Source organism: Ruegeria sp. SCP11, assembly GCF_040329455.1.
Taxonomy (GTDB): domain Bacteria; phylum Pseudomonadota; class Alphaproteobacteria; order Rhodobacterales; family Rhodobacteraceae; genus Ruegeria; species Ruegeria atlantica_E.
The window spans coordinates 54,917-71,438 of sequence record NZ_JBDZYG010000001.1; the positions used below are offsets into that span (position 1 = coordinate 54,917).

At 61.6% G+C, this 16,522-nt stretch carries 16 protein-coding genes and 1 riboswitch; of the genes, 2 read left to right on the plus strand and 14 right to left on the minus strand.

Annotation, left to right across the window (positions count from 1 at the left end; genetic code table 11):
- Window positions 1-36: 36 nt before the first annotated feature.
- Genes cobF through cbiE form a run of 6 tightly spaced genes read right to left on the minus strand, consistent with a single transcriptional unit; the run spans window position 37 to window position 5,165 of the window.
- Window positions 37-783, minus strand: a complete 747-nt coding sequence (gene cobF, locus ABLN94_RS00260) for a precorrin-6A synthase (deacetylating) (protein WP_352988088.1) — start codon at window positions 781-783, stop codon at window positions 37-39.
- Window positions 776-1,504, minus strand: a complete 729-nt coding sequence (gene cobA / locus ABLN94_RS00265; protein WP_352988090.1) for a uroporphyrinogen-III C-methyltransferase — start codon at window positions 1,502-1,504, stop codon at window positions 776-778. Before cobA ends, cobF begins: the two co-directional genes overlap by 8 nt.
- Window positions 1,501-2,823: a cobyrinate a,c-diamide synthase gene (locus tag ABLN94_RS00270; RefSeq protein WP_352988092.1), complete on the minus strand. Its 1,323-nt coding sequence runs from the start codon at window positions 2,821-2,823 to the stop codon at window positions 1,501-1,503. The genes cobA and ABLN94_RS00270 overlap by 4 nt, the downstream gene beginning before the upstream one ends.
- On the minus strand, window positions 2,810-3,604 hold the full coding sequence (gene cobM, locus ABLN94_RS00275; protein ID WP_352988094.1) for a precorrin-4 C(11)-methyltransferase: 795 nt from the start codon (window positions 3,602-3,604) through the stop codon (window positions 2,810-2,812). Before cobM ends, ABLN94_RS00270 begins: the two co-directional genes overlap by 14 nt.
- The gene (locus ABLN94_RS00280; protein WP_352988096.1) at window positions 3,601-3,969 is read right to left on the minus strand and encodes a cobalamin biosynthesis protein; all 369 of its coding nucleotides are present in this window, start codon (window positions 3,967-3,969) and stop codon (window positions 3,601-3,603) included. The genes cobM and ABLN94_RS00280 overlap by 4 nt, the downstream gene beginning before the upstream one ends.
- Window positions 3,966-5,165, minus strand: coding sequence for a precorrin-6y C5,15-methyltransferase (decarboxylating) subunit CbiE (gene cbiE, locus ABLN94_RS00285; RefSeq protein ID WP_352988098.1), 1,200 nt, complete (start codon window positions 5,163-5,165; stop codon window positions 3,966-3,968). Before cbiE ends, ABLN94_RS00280 begins: the two co-directional genes overlap by 4 nt.
- Here cbiE and ABLN94_RS00290 point away from each other — a divergent pair.
- On the plus strand, window positions 5,164-5,913 hold the full coding sequence (locus tag ABLN94_RS00290) for a cobalt-precorrin-6A reductase (protein WP_352988100.1): 750 nt from the start codon (window positions 5,164-5,166) through the stop codon (window positions 5,911-5,913). The genes cbiE and ABLN94_RS00290 overlap by 2 nt on opposite strands.
- Here ABLN94_RS00290 and cobJ read toward each other — a convergent pair.
- The 8 genes from cobJ to ABLN94_RS00330 form a co-directional block, all read right to left on the minus strand.
- Window positions 5,886-6,638: a precorrin-3B C(17)-methyltransferase gene (gene cobJ, locus ABLN94_RS00295; RefSeq protein ID WP_352988102.1), complete on the minus strand. Its 753-nt coding sequence runs from the start codon at window positions 6,636-6,638 to the stop codon at window positions 5,886-5,888. The two genes, ABLN94_RS00290 and cobJ, sit on opposite strands and share 28 nt — an antisense overlap.
- Complete coding sequence (locus tag ABLN94_RS00300) at window positions 6,635-7,363, minus strand: precorrin-2 C(20)-methyltransferase (RefSeq protein WP_352988104.1); 729 nt, start codon at window positions 7,361-7,363, stop codon at window positions 6,635-6,637. The genes cobJ and ABLN94_RS00300 overlap by 4 nt, the downstream gene beginning before the upstream one ends.
- Window positions 7,360-7,989, minus strand: a complete 630-nt coding sequence (locus ABLN94_RS00305; RefSeq protein WP_352988106.1) for a precorrin-8X methylmutase — start codon at window positions 7,987-7,989, stop codon at window positions 7,360-7,362. The genes ABLN94_RS00300 and ABLN94_RS00305 overlap by 4 nt, the downstream gene beginning before the upstream one ends.
- Window positions 7,989-9,116, minus strand: coding sequence for a precorrin-3B synthase (cobG, locus tag ABLN94_RS00310; protein WP_352988108.1), 1,128 nt, complete (start codon window positions 9,114-9,116; stop codon window positions 7,989-7,991). Before cobG ends, ABLN94_RS00305 begins: the two co-directional genes overlap by 1 nt.
- Window positions 9,113-12,406: a cobaltochelatase subunit CobN gene (cobN, locus tag ABLN94_RS00315; protein WP_352988110.1), complete on the minus strand. Its 3,294-nt coding sequence runs from the start codon at window positions 12,404-12,406 to the stop codon at window positions 9,113-9,115. The genes cobG and cobN overlap by 4 nt, the downstream gene beginning before the upstream one ends.
- 3 nt (window positions 12,407-12,409) lie before the next feature.
- Window positions 12,410-13,465, minus strand: coding sequence for a cobalamin biosynthesis protein CobW (cobW, locus tag ABLN94_RS00320; protein WP_352988112.1), 1,056 nt, complete (start codon window positions 13,463-13,465; stop codon window positions 12,410-12,412).
- A complete protein-coding gene (locus tag ABLN94_RS00325; protein WP_352988970.1) occupies window positions 13,462-13,842 on the minus strand; it encodes a DUF1636 domain-containing protein in 381 nt (126 codons plus the stop codon). The genes cobW and ABLN94_RS00325 overlap by 4 nt, the downstream gene beginning before the upstream one ends.
- A 93-nt stretch (window positions 13,843-13,935) precedes the next feature.
- Window positions 13,936-14,145, minus strand: a riboswitch (cobalamin riboswitch).
- A 72-nt stretch (window positions 14,146-14,217) separates the two neighbouring features.
- Window positions 14,218-15,102: a LysR substrate-binding domain-containing protein gene (locus ABLN94_RS00330; RefSeq protein WP_352988114.1), complete on the minus strand. Its 885-nt coding sequence runs from the start codon at window positions 15,100-15,102 to the stop codon at window positions 14,218-14,220.
- Between the two features lie 102 nt (window positions 15,103-15,204).
- On the opposite strand from ABLN94_RS00330, the gene ABLN94_RS00335 reads away from it, so the two are divergent.
- Window positions 15,205-16,161, plus strand: coding sequence for an NAD(P)-dependent oxidoreductase (locus ABLN94_RS00335; RefSeq protein ID WP_352988116.1), 957 nt, complete (start codon window positions 15,205-15,207; stop codon window positions 16,159-16,161).
- Window positions 16,162-16,522 lie beyond the last annotated feature (361 nt).

Consider the following 16,522-nt stretch of genomic DNA (forward strand, 5'->3'; position numbering starts at 1 on the left):
GGTATTATTGATGACAGAGAACCGGACGCGGCGTACTCACAATACCGTGCGTTTTTGAAGCAGATAGATATCCATGATCCAGCCATGATCGGCGCGCGCCTTGGCTCGTGTTTCTAGGATTTGCTGTGCTACGTCGGGCAGTGACCCCTTGATCAGTATCTCTTCCTTCATGCCAACATAAGCGCCCCACCAGATGTCATAGTCAGCCATCTCAAGGGTTTGAAACGAGCACTCTCCATCCAGCATAACTGCAACTTTTGAGGCGCTTTCAGGCCAACCTTCATCCCGAATGCGGCGTCCGGTGGTGACAACATATGGTGCTCCCAGATCATTGATCGGAATTGCATGAGCAGCAGTCAACGCCTGCAGCGCAGTGATGCCAGGGATCACACGCGTCTTTGGCTGTGGGTCCAGCCGTGCCGCGATTCTCAATGAACTGTCATAAAGCGACGGGTCCCCCCAGATCAGTAGCGCAATCCGATGCGCTCCGGGGTGGGCCGAGATCGCCTCCTGCCAGCGTAAGGCTATAGCGTCGTGCCACTCATCGACCCCTCGCAGGTAGCCATCGTCGGCCCGGCGCTTGGGAATGTCGAAATAGCCGATCTGGGGCGGTGTTTCAGTCACTGCCGTGATGATCTCTTCGCGCAGCCCTGCCAGATCGGCCTTGTTCTCGCCTTTGCGGGGGATCAGGATCAGGTCCGCGTCGCGGATAGCTTGCGCACCCTGAATGGTCACATGATCCGGGTTGCCCGTTCCGATACCAATCAGCGTCAGGTCAAACATCGTCAAACTCTGCCAGCGGGCCATATAGGATCAGGGCTGGCGCTGTTCCGATCTCAGAGCTCAATTGGTCAGATAGCGCACCAATTGTCGAGCGGTGCAGATATTGATCCGGAGTTGAAACGGATTCGGCCATTAGCGCAGGCGTGTTCAGCGGCAGCCCGTGTTCGTGCAGGGTTTCGACCAGCAGCGGGAATGTTCGTTTGCCCATGAACACCACAGTCGTCGCGTCCGGATCTGCAAGCGCAGGCAGGTTCAGGTCTTCCGGCAGCTTGCCGCTGACATCGTGACCGGTGACAAACTGTACCCGACGTGCAGTCAGTCGACGCGTAAGCGGAATACCCGCCGCTGCAGCAGCGGCGACAGCTGATGGTATGCCCGGGATAATCTCGTATTCGATCCCAGCCTCACGCAAGGCAAGCAATTCCTCTTCCAACCGCCCAAACATCCCGCCATCGCCGGATTTCAGACGCACCACATGCTGACCGGTCTGTGCATATTCCACCAACAGGCGGCTCACATGGTCCTGCTTGGGCGAAGGCCGTCCGGCGCGTTTCCCAACTCCGACAAGATCAGCATCTTCGCGCGCATGATTCAGGATCGGGCCGCTGCTGAGATCGTCAAATAGCACGGCATCGGCCTTCTGCATCCGATCAACCGCTTTCAGCGTCAGTAGTTCCGGGTCACCGGGGCCAGAGCCAATGAAAGACACGAACCCGCTCATGCCGAGGCCTCCGTGATCAGGTGAAAGAAGGTACCGGTCACGTTGTCGCGCACCGACCCGGTTTGAGGCCCCTCGGCCCCTTCAGCATCAAACACCCGTGCCAGCGGGGCGTCAGGCTGTTCGATAATCGAAGAATAGTGGAATTCATGCCCTCGCAGCGCGGTGTTGGCCGCATAGCCCGGCATCGGGGCCAGCAATTCCGCGCGGCGATAACCCAGGTTGAACTTCCGCTTCTCATACGAAGTCACCAGCCCCAGCAGACCTGCCATTTGATGCTGAACACCGTCCTTGTCGATCAGCGCCTGACCGAGAGCCATGTATCCGCCGCACTCCCCATGCACTGGTTTGGTTACAGCATGCTTTCGCAGCCCAGTCAGGAAGGTATCGGCTGCAGCCAGAGTGCCTGCGTGCAGTTCAGGATATCCGCCCGGCAACCAAACCAAATCAGCGTCTACCGCCGGGGCTTCATCTGCAAGAGGTGAAAATGGCAGAATCTCTGCACCCGCCGAGCGCCAACCTTCCAGAATATGCGGATAGGTGAAGGAAAACGCGGCATCCCGGGCCAGTGCGATCCGTTGCGCCGGAGGCCGCGGCAGCGCGGCGGACGATGGCCCCTTGGGGCCTGAGGACGCCGCCCGCTTGATCGCTTCAAGATCCACATGTTCGCGCAGAAACGCGGCGTACCCGACAATCGCGCTCTCCAGATCGGGATGTTCGACGGCCTGAACCAATCCCAGATGGCGTTCGGGCAAGGTCAGGTCTCCACGACGAGGCAGAACGCCCAGAACCGGCAACCCCGCGCGCTCCATTCCCAAACGGGTAAGTCGCTCATGCCGGGGGCTCGCGCAGCGATTCAGGATCACACCGGCAAAAGGCAGATCGGGATTGTACATCTTGAACCCCAACGCCGTGGCCGCAGCAGATTGCGCCTGACCGCCCACATCCAGCACCAGCACCACCGGCCACCCCATGCGCAGCGCGGTCTCGGCGCTGGACCCGTGGCCCAACTCACCGAGCTTGGCGACCCCATCGAACAGCCCCATCGAGCCCTCGGCCACCACGATATCCGCGCCCTCGGCCTGGGCCGAAATCGCATTTAGCAGCGGCTCACCCATCGCCCAGCTATCCAGATTGAACGAGGACCGCCCCGCTGCTGCTCGGTGAAAAGCGGGGTCAATATAGTCCGGTCCACTTTTGAACGGCTGAACGGTTAACCCGTCCTCGGCTAGCGCCCGTAACAGGCCCAGCATGACGGTCGTTTTCCCAGTGCCCGAGGAGGGCGCAGAAATCAGAAGGCCCGGAGGGTTAGTCATCACCATGGCTCCAGCTGGACCACGGGCTGTTCGCGCTTTGCGGGCGGTACCGACGATCGTAGTCCTTTGAATAGAGGCAGCTTTCGTCAAAGCCTTCGCCCGCAAGCGCGGGGCCGACCATGATCAAGGCGGTGCGCGCGATGCTCTCGTCCAGCGCCTCTTTCAACGTCGCCAATGTCGCGCGGATGATCCGCTCATCCGGCCAACTGGCGCGATAGACCACCGCCACAGGGCAGTCCGCGCCATAGCCCGGGGTCAGGTCAGCGATCACCTTGTCCAGATTGCCGATCGACAGGTGGATCGCCAGCGTCGCGCCCGTGCGGGCAAAGTTTTCCAGCGTTTCGCCCTCGGGCATCGAGGAGGCTCGCCCTGGCGTTCGGGTCAGCACGACCGATTGCGCCAGCCCGGGCAGGGTCAGTTCGCTGCCCAACGCCGCAGCCGCTGCCGCGAAGGATGGCACGCCCGGTGTGACGCTGACCGGAATACCCATCGCTTTCAGACGGCGGATTTGCTCTCCCATCGCCGACCAGACGGACAGATCGCCCGAATGCAGTCGCGCCACGTCCTGACCGGCCTGATGTGCAGCATCGATCTCGGCCATGATCTGGTCCAGATCCATCGGCGCGGTGTTGATGATCTTTGCGCCCTCGGGGCAATGGCTGAGGATCTCTTCGGGAACCAGCGACCCAGCATAGAGGCACACGGGGCAGGACGCTATGATATCGCGCCCGCGCAGGGTCAACAGGTCGGCGGCGCCCGGTCCGGCACCGATAAAATGAACGGTCATGTTTGTCCTCCGATGGCGACGGCGCAGGTAGCAAGCCGGTCGTCCGAAATCTGTCTGGGGGATGAAAGCCGCGCGCCCGGTCCGGCTGCGGCTAAGGCTGATGCTTCAGCCACACTGCCGGTGCCATAGGTGGCGCGGCTGCGGGGCGAGCAGGTGAGGGTGCGTTGCGCGGCCAAATCGGCGGGCGCAATGAAATGTAGAGGCAGGGCGGTGGTTGCGGCGAATTCTGCCAGCGCAGTATGGCCCTTCTTCTCTGCGATGGTGGCTAATGCATCAATGTTCTGACCAACACTGGCCTGGTCAAAAGCCGCGCGCAGGCTGTCCGTAGTGGCTGCTGATGAGAAACCCAAACCTGCAACAATCATAGGGTGACGCTCCATTGCACGACCGGATAGGCCGATTTCCAGCCACGTCGGGGGCCAAGCGCCGAGGCCTGTGCCAGTTCTATACGCAGAAGGTCTCCGCCCAGCTTGTCGTGCCATTGCGCCAGCAGCGCCTCGCTTTCCAGCGTCACCGCATTGGCAACAAGTCGTGTACCTGCGGGAAGGGCGTCGCGTAGCGAGGCCAGCAGGTTGGCGCTGAGCCCACCACCGATGAAGACGACATCCGGCAGAGGAAGACCGGTTAGCGCTTCGGGGGCGGTGCCGTGGATGACCTTCAGCCTGTCCTGTCCCAGCGCATCGGCGTTGCGCCTGATACGCTCGGCACGGTCTTCGCGCGGCTCAATTGATGTGGCGGTCAGGGACGGGTCGCACATCAACCACTCGATACTGATCGAGCCGGTGCCGCCACCGATATCCCACAGATGTTCGCCCCGTTGCGGAGCCAGCGCCGACAGGGTCAGTGCCCGTACGGGGCGTTTAGTGATTTGACCGTCGGTCTCGAATATCTCATCCGGCTTGCCAGAGGCCTTGGGAAAAGCGCGCCCTTCGCCAGCTACTTCAAGCCCCACACAAACCGGGTGATCAAATCCTCCCAAAAGCGCCTCGGTCAGCGAGACGCAGCGCGACCGTTCGCGAGGGCCGCCGAGAGCCTCCATCACATGCAGGCGTGTGTCGGCAAACCCGGTCTCGGTTAGGTAGGTCGCCAATTCGGTCACAGCCTTACCGTCTCGCAGGAGCAGGATGGCGCGCAAGCCGCGCGCCAAATGAGGCCGCAACCGGGTAAGCGGGGCTGCGTGCAGGCCAAAGGTCAGCGTGCTTTCCAGCGGCCAGCCCAGCCGGGCGGCGGCCAGCGAAAAGGTTGATTGACCGGGCAGGGCCGCCCATTCTCCAGCCTCGAATTTGCGCGCGATGACTGAGCCTGCGCCGAACCAGAACGGATCGCCAGAGGCCAGCACTACGGTCGGTCGCCCACGGAAACCTGTCAGGATCGGCAAACCGTCAGCGAAGGGTACAGGCCACTCAATCCGCTGAGCGGACGTTTCAGGAACCAAAGACAGGTGGCGCGGGGGGGCCATGATGATTTCGGCGCGTTCCAGCACTTGACGGCTTGCGGGGGGCAGGCCATCCAGTCCATCTTCGCCCAAGCCCAGAACGGTCAGCCACGGAGCTTCAGACATGACACACCTCCTGATCCTTGGTGGCACAACCGAGGCCAATGCATTGGCCAAAGCCGTGGCCGAACGGGGCATCCCGGCGACCTATTCTTACGCTGGCCGCGTGGAAAACCCGCGCCCGCAGCCCTTGCCGGTGCGCGTCGGCGGGTTTGGCGGTGTCGAAGGTTTGGCGCGTTACCTGCGCGACCACGCGGTGACCCATGTGGTTGATGCCACTCATCCCTTTGCCGCGCAGATGAGCGGGAACGCTGTTAATGCATGTCGCGAAGCCGGAGTGACATTGGCCGCGCTGACCCGCCCGGCATGGACGGCGCAGGAGGGTGACAACTGGCGCCACGTCGCGGATATCGACGGCGCAGTGGCCGCGCTGTCCGGTGCGCCGCAGCGCGTCTTTCTGGCTGTGGGCCGGATGCATCTGGAAGACTTCGCGGCTCAGCCTCAGCACCACTACCTGCTTCGGTTGGTGGATGAACCCGACGCTTTGTCGCTGCCGAATTGCGATGTGGTTGTCGCACGCGGGCCCTTTAGCGAAGAGAATGACCGGGCGCTGTTGCAGCGCCTCGGGATCGAGCTGGTTGTGTCCAAGAACGCGGGCGGTACCGGCGCGCGCGCCAAACTTGACGCTGCGCGGGCGCTGGGCGTGCCGGTGCTCATGATCGATCGACCGGCTCTGCCGCAGCGGACCGAATTGTCGAATGTCGCACAGGTTCTGGACTGGCTGGATCATTCCGGCGTGAACCTCGGGGTGTAGACGATAGGGGCGCTGTCCCGTTCTATCACACGCGTCAACGAGGAACCGACAATGACCACTGTCTGCATGTCGGCCATTTCCGGCGTCGCCTCGGCGAGGGTCGAAATCCGGATCGCCTCATCTGAGCGAGACACAGCGCGGGCGAATAGGATCAGACGTTCGGGTTCACATTCCTCACGCAGGATTTCCAGCGTCTTTACAAAACCCTCGGGGCGGGACTTCGACCGCGGATTGTAGAACGCCATTGCGAAATCCCCTTGCGCCGCCAGACGCAGGCGTTTTTCGATCAGGGACCACGGTTTCAGGTTATCGCTGAGATTGATGGCACAGAAATCATGCCCCAAAGGCGCACCAGCACGGGCCGACGCGGCCAGCATTGCGGTGATGCCGGGCAGGACGTCGATTGGGATGCTGCGCCATTCGGTAGGGCCGTTCTCCAATGCTTCAAAAACCGCCGCGGCCATCGCAAACACTCCGGGATCGCCCGAGGACACAACGACCACGCGCTTGCCTTCGGCCGCCATCTGCAATGCGTGCTGCGAGCGGTCGATCTCCACCCGGTTGTCACTGGCGTGCAGCGTCAGGCCGGGGCGTTCCGCAACACGTGCGACATAGGGGATATAGCCAACAATATCCGTGGCCTCGGCCAGCGCAGCGGACACATCGGGCGTAACCAAGTCTTCGTTGCCGGGCCCGAGACCCGCGATCTTGACCCAGCCGCTCATGGCCGCCGCCCCTGACCATGCACGATGATGATCGAGAAATAGGGGGTGACCTTATCACAGGCCTCGGACAGCTTCGTCACGGTCTGGTTGGGCATCTGCGCGAATTCCACGATCCATGCGCGATCATACAGATCGGTTGTCTTCAGCGCCCGTTTCACTTTGTCGATATTGCGTCCGATCTTCATCACGACCAGAGCGTCGGTCTGCGCCATGCGGCGTGCCAGATCGTCCTCGGGCAGAGTGCCGACGAGAACGGTCAGTACGTCATCACCCCAGGTGATCGGGTCGCCGGTCGCTGTCCATGCGCCGGACATGCCGGTGATTGCGGGCACAACCTCGACATCAGTTTCGTCACGCAAGCGGCTGTAAAGATGCATGAAAGAGCCGTAGAAGAACGGATCTCCTTCACACAGGACCACCACGTCCTCGCCCTGATCCGACAGAGTTTTCAGATGCGCGGCGCAGTCCTTGTAAAAAGCCGAAAGCAGTTCGTTATAGCGCGGATCGGTTACCGGGATTTCGGTGGTGACGGGGTATTCCATCGGGAATTCCACCGCGTCGCCGGGGATCATGCCGTTGACGATCTTGCGAGCCTGGCCGCTGCGGCCCGGTTTGCGAAAGAAGGCGACGTGGCGCGCATTGCGCAACAGGCGGTCGGCGCGGACGCTCATCAGGTCCGGGTCACCGGGGCCGAGGCCCACGCCGTATATCTTGCCCGCGTTCATTCCGCGCGGCTCGCGATGGCGTTGACGGCAGCCACGGTGATGGCGCTGCCGCCCAGGCGACCCTTGACGATGCAGGACGGCACCGGTTGGGCCTCCCACAGGGCGTCTTTGGATTCGACCGCACCGACAAAGCCCACCGGGCAGCCGATGATGGCGGCGGGGCGCGGGCAATCGGGGTCTTCCAGCATGTTCAGCAGGTGGAACAGGGCGGTGGGCGCGTTGCCGATTGCGACCAGTGCGCCTTCCAGATGTGGACGCCACAACTCCAGCGCGGCGGCCGAGCGTGTGTTGCTCATCTCGGCGGCCATCGGGCGCACACGCTCGTCATGCAGAGTGCAAATCACCTCATTGTCTGCAGGCAGACGAAAGCGGGTAACGCCTTCGCTGACCATGCGCGCGTCGCACAGGATCGGCGCACCGTTTTCCAGTGCCGTGCGGGCAGTCGCGACAAAACCGGGGGAGAAATGCACGAACTCTTCCAGCCCGACCATGCCGGCGGCGTGGATCATCCGGACGGCGACCTGTTCTTCGTCGGCGTCAAACCGGGCGAGATCCGCCTCGGACCTGATAGTGGCAAAGCTCTCCTTGTAGATCGCCGCACCGTCGGTTTCGTATTCATAGGGCATCAGGTGAAGTCCATGGTCATGAGTGTTTCTTGGGTCAGGCCGTGCTGGCAGGGCTCATCCCCCGCGTGGCCGTGTTTGACAAGATTAAATCGTCCGTTGTGGGCGACTAATGTGACATCCGCCACGCCCATCCGGGCGCAGCCCTTGGCACAGCCGGAAACGTGCAGGCTGCCAGCGACACGCGGTGCCAATGCGCGGGCAATGTTACGGGTTTCCGCTTGCGCCTGAGGGCAGAACGGCGCGCCGGGGCAGGCGTCCGTGGTCATCAGAGGGTCGGTGCCATCTGTGACAAAGGCCGAAGCGGGAATCGCTGCACCGCCTTCCAACAGGATCAGCCGCCACGGGGTCACACGCAGGGCCGACGCGCCGGTGTCTTCGATCAAGCCGATCAGGCGCCGTGCGGGCAGCTGCCCGAAAGCCGCGCCGTACAGTACGCCCAGATCGCAGGCACCGGGCTGAAGTGGGGCGCCGGTGGCATTCGCTGTGCTGCCCTGCCAGTCCTGTGGCAAGCCCTGCGCCGCAACCACTCGCGCCATGCGGCGTGTGTCGGGTGTGAAATGCTCGGCGAACCACTTAGCCAGAGCAATTACCCGGTCGATGGCTTCCGCTTCTGACACGCGGCATCCGGTTTCACTCCCGTCGGCGCGCAGGATCAACCCTTCGGCATCGGTCTCAAGCCGGATATCTGCCGAGTCGCCGACCAGCAGGCGTTCGGGGCCGGTATCGATGGCAAAGCCGAATTTCGCGGGCAGGGCGGGCAGTTCCCCCAGCCGGTTGATCAGTTGTTGTGCCAACCGGGCGGTCAGGTCGCCCGTTTCATACAAGGGCGTAACAAGGATATTGCGCCGCACTTCGATGCCGGGTTCGGCATCCAGCAGGTCCAGCGCCGCCAGTTCCGTAAGCAGAGCCTGATGGTCGGCTTCTTTTACCCCCCGCATTTGCAGGTTGGCGCGGTTGGTCAGGTCGATGGTACCATTGCCGAACCGATCGGCCAGTTCGCACAGGCCAAGCGCCTGTACTGCGCTCAGCCGGGCCAACCGTGGCCGCACCCGTACCACCAATCCATCACCCGACATCATCGGGCGATGTGCGCCGGGGCACCAGCCTTGAACAATGGGGGCGCTCATCTCAGACCCTCCAGATCGGCGCGGATCGAATTGCGGCGCGTATTCCAAAGCCCGGCTTCCAACAGCGCACGGAACCGGTCCTGCATGGCCTGATGCGCCTGCGGGTTGGCCTCTTGCAGAAAGGCATCGACCTCTTCGTTGCCAAGGGTGGCATCGTGGTAGAGGTCGAACAGATGCGGTGCCACCGTGCCGGACAGATGCGCGAACGAGGCCATGTGATCCAGCGTTGCCGCGATCTCGGCCGCGCCGCGGAACCCGTGCCGTTGCATCCCTGCGATCCAGCCGGGATTGGCAGCGCGGGCGTGGACAACGCGGCTGATCTCTTCGGGCAGGGTGCGGGCGCGTGGGTTTTCCGGGTTGGTATTGTCCAAATGATACAGCTGCGCATTACCGCCGGTGATCTTTTTGGCTGCGGCAAACCCGGCCTCATGCGTGGCATAGTCATTGGCCAGCAGCAGATCTGTCTCGGTCAGGTCTTGCAGGTGGACGAAACTGTCCGCGTTGGCGACGCGTTCCGTGATGCCGTCGACATCCTGCGCGATTTGCTCGCCTTCCAAAGCAAAGGAACTGGCCTGAAGCCATGCCTCGCCAGCCTGCGACCGGGCCTCATCCGTATAGGTCTCGGAAAGGTGGGTCATGTTCAGGCCATAGCTGCCGGGAGCGGGGCCAAAGACCCGCGCGGCTGGGGCATGCCCCGCATAGGGGTTCCAGTCCGATGCCTCATCGCGGTCCGACAAGGCACGGATCGCCTGACCGAACAGTGCCGATAGCGTCGGGAATACATCGCGGAAAAGGCCCGAGACCCGCAGAGTCACGTCCAGACGCGGGCGGCTAAGGTCTGTGATAGGCAGCACTTCGATACCGGAAACCCGCTCGGAGCCTTTGTCCCAAACGGGCTTGACACCCAACAGGTGCAACGCCATGGCAAACTCTTCCCCGGCTGTCCGCATGGTGGCGGACCCCCACATGTCAACGATCAGCCCCTTGGGATAGTCGCCTTCTTCTTGCAGATGTCGCCGCACCAGTTCTTCGGCAAGTTTCACGCCTTGCGTATAGGCGGCGCGTGTAGGGACGGACCGTGGGTCGGTTGTGTAAAGGTTTCGCCCCGTGGGCAGCACATCCGACCGGCCGCGGTAGGGTGAACCGGACGGCCCTGCCTCAATCCGCTTGCCCGCGAGTGCGTCGATTAAAGCACTGCGTTCAGCAAGCGCCGAAGGGGTCGGGTCGAAATTGCCGGTCACCTCAGGCACGCGACCAAAGATATGCAGGCCGTCACCGAACTGGCTCTCTTTGATGTCGCAAACAAAACGGTCGATGCGGGTGATTGCCTCTGCGGTGCAGGTGGCCTGATCAAGACCCAGATCACTCTCCAGCCCGATGGCCTGAGCTTCGTCGCGAATATCTTCCTGCAAACGGTCCCGGCGTTTGGGGTCTAGGCCATCAGCGTTCGAGAACTCATCCAGCAGCGATTCCAGCCGGACCATCCGATCCGGGGTGCCGCTTTCCTTCAACGCAGGCGGGATATGGCCCAGTGTGACCGCGCCGATCCGACGTTTAGCCTGCGCAGCCTCGCCGGGATCGTTGACGATGAAGGGGTAGATCACAGGCAGATCGCGGATCAATGCCTCGGGCCAGCAGTCTTGGGACAGGGCGACGGATTTGCCGGGCAGCCATTCCAACGTGCCGTGCGCTCCGATATGGATCAGCGCATCCACACCGAGGCCCTTACGCAGCCAAAGATAGAAGGCCACATAGCTGTGGCGCGGGGTGCGCGACAGGTCGTGATAGTCGTCATCGCGCAATTCTGGAGTGCCACGTTCGGGTTGCAGCGCGACCAGTGCTTTTCCGCGTCTCAGGGCGGTAAACTGGAATGCGTCGTTTGCAAAGGTGAGATCGTCCTCGGGGCGACCCCAGACAGTTTGCAGGTCCGCACGCAGTTGCTCTGGCAATTCCGCCAGAGCCGTCTGGTAGTCTTTCAGCGGCCAAGAAATTCGGGCATCCAATAGTGCCTCGGCAATCGGTTCGGTAGGCGCAGTGTCATATCCTTCGCCTTGCAGGTCGGACAGCATCGCCTCAGCCGAAGCCAGAGCATCCAAGCCTACTGCATGGGCCATCTGCCAGTCTTTGCCCGGATAAGTAGAGAGAACCAGCGCCGGAACCTGTTTCTCTTTTGGTTTGTCGTTCAAGCTCAGCCAGCCGGTCACACGGTCGATGATCGCGTCGATCCGCTCGGGTTCGGCCCGGTGGGCAAAGCGCGAGTATTCGAGGTCAGGATCGCGCCTGCCAGGTTCTTTGAAGGACGCGACGCCCGCTGATATGCGCCCATCCACTTCGGGCAGAACCACATGCATCGCCAGGTCGGCGGGCGAGAGGCCGCGTTCCGCCTCGGTCCAGGCCTTGCGGCGCGAGGTTGCGAGGGCGACCTGAAACACCGGCACATTGGCGGCGTCCAGCGGCGAGATGCCCGACGCGCCTTTGCCCGAAAACGAAGTGGCGTTGATGATGGCCGACGGGGCTAGCGCTGCAACATGCTCGCGTAGCCAGTCGGCGGCGGCTGGAGCTTTCAGGGACGGGGCGAATATGCCAATGGCCTCGAGTCCTCGGGCGCGCAGGCTTCTGATCAGCGCGGCGACCGGGGCGGTGTCGGCAGAAGTCAGATAGGCGCGGTAGAACGTAACCAGAATGCGTTTTGCGTCATCAGAAAACGCCGTGTCGACCGGAATAACGCCACGATCAGGGCACCAAGCGCCGTACTCTGGGAGGGTTTTGGCTCCCATCACCGGCCCGGCGTAAAGACCGGCCGCCAGCGCCATCTGTGCCAAAGCGGCCTGCGCTGCAACTTCGCCGCCGGTATCGCATAGATGCGTCAGTCGGCGCAGCGTCGAGACGGGCAGGGTAGAGTAGTCGTCCAGCCGCGTGTCCTCGCGCCCGTCGGCTGGTAGTACGGCCAAAGCGATGCCCTTGGCCTGTGCCAACGTCAGAACCTGCTGCAAGCCATAGGACCAATAGGGCACCCCACCGATTAAGCGGATCAAAATACCCTTGGCCCCCTCTAGCGTCTGTTCGACATAGGTGTCGACGGACAGCGGGTGTTTCAACGCCGTCAGGTTAGCCAGCCGCATCGTTGGCATACGACCCTCGGACCCGCCCCCGCGATGCCAGCCTGCCGCGAATGCGCCTAGGTCGCTGTCAGAGAACGACAGCACCACCAAATCCGCCGGGCTTTGGCCCAGATCGGTTGGAGTCTCTGTTTCCTCTAACCCGTGGCTCTCGCGGAAGACGACATGCATGGCTTACTCTGCAGCCTCGGTCACACCAACAAGGATATCACGGATTTCGGCCTCTTTGATATCGTCATGCTCGGCGATGACCACCAGACGCGAGCGGCGTTTTTCGCCGGATGCCCAAGGGCGGTCGTACTGGTGACGGACGCGAGCGCCTACGGCCTGGACCAGCAGGCGCATCGGTTTGCCGGCAACTGCCGCGTAGCCTTTGACGCGCAGGATGTTCAGCTCTTTAGCCAGACGTTCGATTTTGGCAACTAGGTCAGCCGGGTCAGTCTGTTCCGGCAGCTCAACGATGATGCTTTCGAAATCGTCATGTTCGTGGTCGTGGTGGCCGTCGTGATGCGACGGGCGGGCGTCCATGTCATCCTCGGCTGCGGCTTCCAGACCCAGAACGACGCGCACGTCCACGGCGCCTTCAGCCACTTCCACGACGGGCAGGGGGCGTGGGGCCTCGGCGGCGATGACTTCCTTGGCTTTGGCCACACCTTCGGGACCGGCCAGATCGGGCTTGGTCAGCAGGATGATGTCGGCGCAGGAGATCTGGTCCTCGAACACCTCGGACAGGGGTGTTTCGTGGTCGATCGAGTCATCGGCCAGGCGCTGGGCGTCCACGGCCTCGACATTCGGGGCGAAGCGACCTGCGGCGACGGCCTCGGCATCGGCCAGAGCGATCACGCCATCCACGGTGATCTTCGACCGGATATCCGGCCAGTCGAACGCTTTCAGCAGCGGCTTGGGCAGGGCGAGGCCGGAGGTTTCGATCAGGATGTGATCCGGGCGCGGTTCCAGCGCCATCAGTGCTTCGATGGTCGGAATGAAATCATCGGCCACGGTGCAGCAGATGCAGCCGTTCGCCAGTTCCATGATGTTTTCCGCCGGGCAATCCGGGATGGCGCAGGATTTCAGGATGTCGCCATCGACGCCCACATCGCCAAATTCGTTGACCACCACGGCCAGACGCTTGCCCTGCGGGTTCTGCATCAGGTGCTTGACCAGAGTGGTTTTACCCGAGCCCAGAAAGCCGGTGATCACAGTGACGGGGAGTTTCTCGAGGTTGCTCATTTCAGGGCTCCAATCGGGGGAATTCGGGCCGCACAGTTTTTGCGGAAATGTTCGGGGCGCTCGCGCCATTTGACCAAGCCGTCCTCAGTCGCGAGGTACTTGGTGGCACCTTCGACAATGGTTTCGACATGGTCGTTTTCGTTGAGGTGTTCGTAGACAAAGGTCCAGCGATCCGGCCCACCGCGCAGCACGATGGAACAGCCTTCATCACAGTTCGACAGGCATTCCACGGCTTTCAATGTGATGCCCTCGGGCAGATCCGCTTGTTCCAACGCTTTGTGAAGCAAGGTGCCGGGCCGTCGCGCGTCGTCCTCGACGGGCAGGCCGCGGCGGCACGTGGTACAGACCAGCAACTCGACTGGTGCGGTCACGGTCATGTCTCTCATCCCCCAAATCCTCATTGCGGGGGACGGGGTTTCATGCGGGCCACGTGTTGCGACATGGACCCGACACCGGAACACCCCGCCCGGATTCATCTTCGGGTGCTGGCAGGTCTCCCGGCTTGCGGATGTCAGAGGCGGGCCTCTGTCGGATGTCCCGCCTTCCCGGCCTTTTGGGCCAGTGGCTTTGGGCACCCTCTCCGGTCACGGTCGCGGGGGCGGCTGCGTTTGGCGGAAGATCCGTTGACGCATTCCCTTTTCATCCATCAAGTGATGGACACCAACGCACCGGACATGCGGCACGGGCAGGGGGCTTGTCAAGCGCGAGGGGTAAGACGAAATCGTTCAGATCAGAAAAGCGACTAGGTTGTGTCAACCAGCGGCATCCGAGGCCAGCCGATCCCGCAGCCAGGCGCAAAATAAACCCGCCGCCGCCGACGGGTGGGCGGCTCCTTGAGCGCTGATCAAGTAATGCGATTGGGCAAAGGGAATCGCTGGGCCCGCGATGTCTAGCGGTGCACCCTGCCGGATCGCGTTTCTGGCGAAACGCTCCAACATCGTCGCGTAGCCCGCACCTGCCATAACAAGCTGCAGCGCGGCTACCGAAGTGTCTACCGAGTGCTGAGGGGGCTGATGCGTCGCTGTGATACCGTTGGCCTGAAAATACCGCGTCCAGTTGTCCTCATATCCAAGGATGTGGATGAGCGGGCTTTTCGGCAGGCCGCTCAGATCCGCTGAACCGTTATCAGCCCGACATACTGGTACAAGATATTCGTCGGTCAGTTTCTCGGCTCGAACACCGGGCCAGTCGCCATAACCCAGCCGGATTTCCACATCCACATCAGCGGGGGCGACACTGTCGTTCCAGATGTGCGAGATCAGACGAACGGGGATATCGGGGTGTTGCGCGGTAAAATCAGGCAGTTCCGCAGCTATCCAGTAAGTTGCCGTTGAGATCGCCGCCCGGATCGTCAAGGTCTGGCGCGAAGCGGGGCCGAACAGGCTGTTGGTGGACAGAGCGATGTCGGCCAATGCACGTCGCACCGTCAAAGAATAGGACTGCCCCAACTCGGTAAGCTCCAGCCGACGCGCGTTCCGGGTAAACAGTTTTTGCCCCAGTTCAGCCTCAAGCGAGCGGATATGCAGAGAGACGGCAGTCTGTGTCAGGCCAAGCTCACGCGCAGTGGTGGTAAAGTTCAGATGCCGAGCTGCGGATTCGAAGCTGCGCAACCATGCGGGATTTGGCAGACGGTCCATTGATCACCAAATTATTTTGACCATTACGTGCCGTATTATTCATTTTTGTTTCCGGCAGGCAACAAGGATACTCGGCCAAAATGCGACCGTCAGGAGGGAAATATGAAAGTCGGATTTATCGGTTTGGGGAATGTTGGCGGCAAACTCTCGTGCTCGCTGTTGCGCAACGGAGTTGATCTGACGGTTCATGATCTGAATCCTGATCTGTTGGCCGAGTTCGTGGCCCAAGGCGCTAAGGCCGCTGAAAGCCCGGCACAGATGATGCGGGATTGCAACGCGGTCATCACCTGTCTGCCGTCACCCGCAGCTTCGGACGCGGTGATGCAAGAGATGTTGCCCGAGGTCGGACCGGGCAAAATCTGGATGGAGATGTCGACCACTGACGAAGCTGAAGCCAAACGCCTTGGTGCCATGGTTATCGAACGCGGAGGCGCGGCGGTCGACTGCCCCGTATCCGGGGGGTGCCATCGGGCGGCTACCGGCAATATCTCGATCTTCGCGGGATGTGACCGAGAGACCTTTGAGCAAATCCTGCCTTTCCTGACCACAATGGGTCGGCGCGTGCTCCATACCGGTGAGTTAGGCTCAGCGTCGGTTTTGAAAGTACTGACAAACTATCTGGCTACCGCCAACCTGATCACCTGCGCCGAAGCCCTAGTAACGGCCAAGGCCGCGGGCATGGACCTCAACACGACCTATGAGGCGATCAAGATTTCCTCGGGCACCTCGTTCGTGCATGAGACAGAGAGTCAGGTCATTCTGAACGGCTCGCGGGATATCTCCTTTACGATGGATCTGGTGAAAAAGGACATTGGCCTGTTCCAAGAGGTCGCTGACCGTGCCGGTGTGCCGCTTGAAATCAACCCGGTAATGATCAAGATCTTCGACGATGGCATCGCGCGATACGGCGACCGCGAACTATCCCCCAACATTATCAAGCGGTTGGAAGAGGCGACCGGCCTTGACATCACAGCGCCGGGTTTCCCGCCCGAGATGCTGGACGACGAGCCAGAAGAGCCGGGCTATGAAGTGATCCCGCAGGGACGTGAGGCCGAATGACGCAACGAGCGCGCTTCTTAGTGTGCGTACAGATCGTAGAAGTGGAGGCGAGTACCGGAATCGAACCGGTGTACACGGATTTGCAACAGGGCGACATTGTAAATGACGAAATAAAAACAGTCGCATAGTTGAAATAACATTTCATGTGCATGAATTGGTGTATAAGCAGTGCGTATTGGTAGGACATGGTCAGCCACCGCCTTGCGGACCTACGCCCCTTACGCAATGTTCTTAGGTGAACTGCATTTGTGATCTGCTGGGAGTGCGCCATCTCGCATATGAAGCGATACTTAGTATTGCGCATGCTCTACGCTTTACGTAGAGATCCAGGGGCCTCAGTGTAGAGGCTTGGGTACGCTTT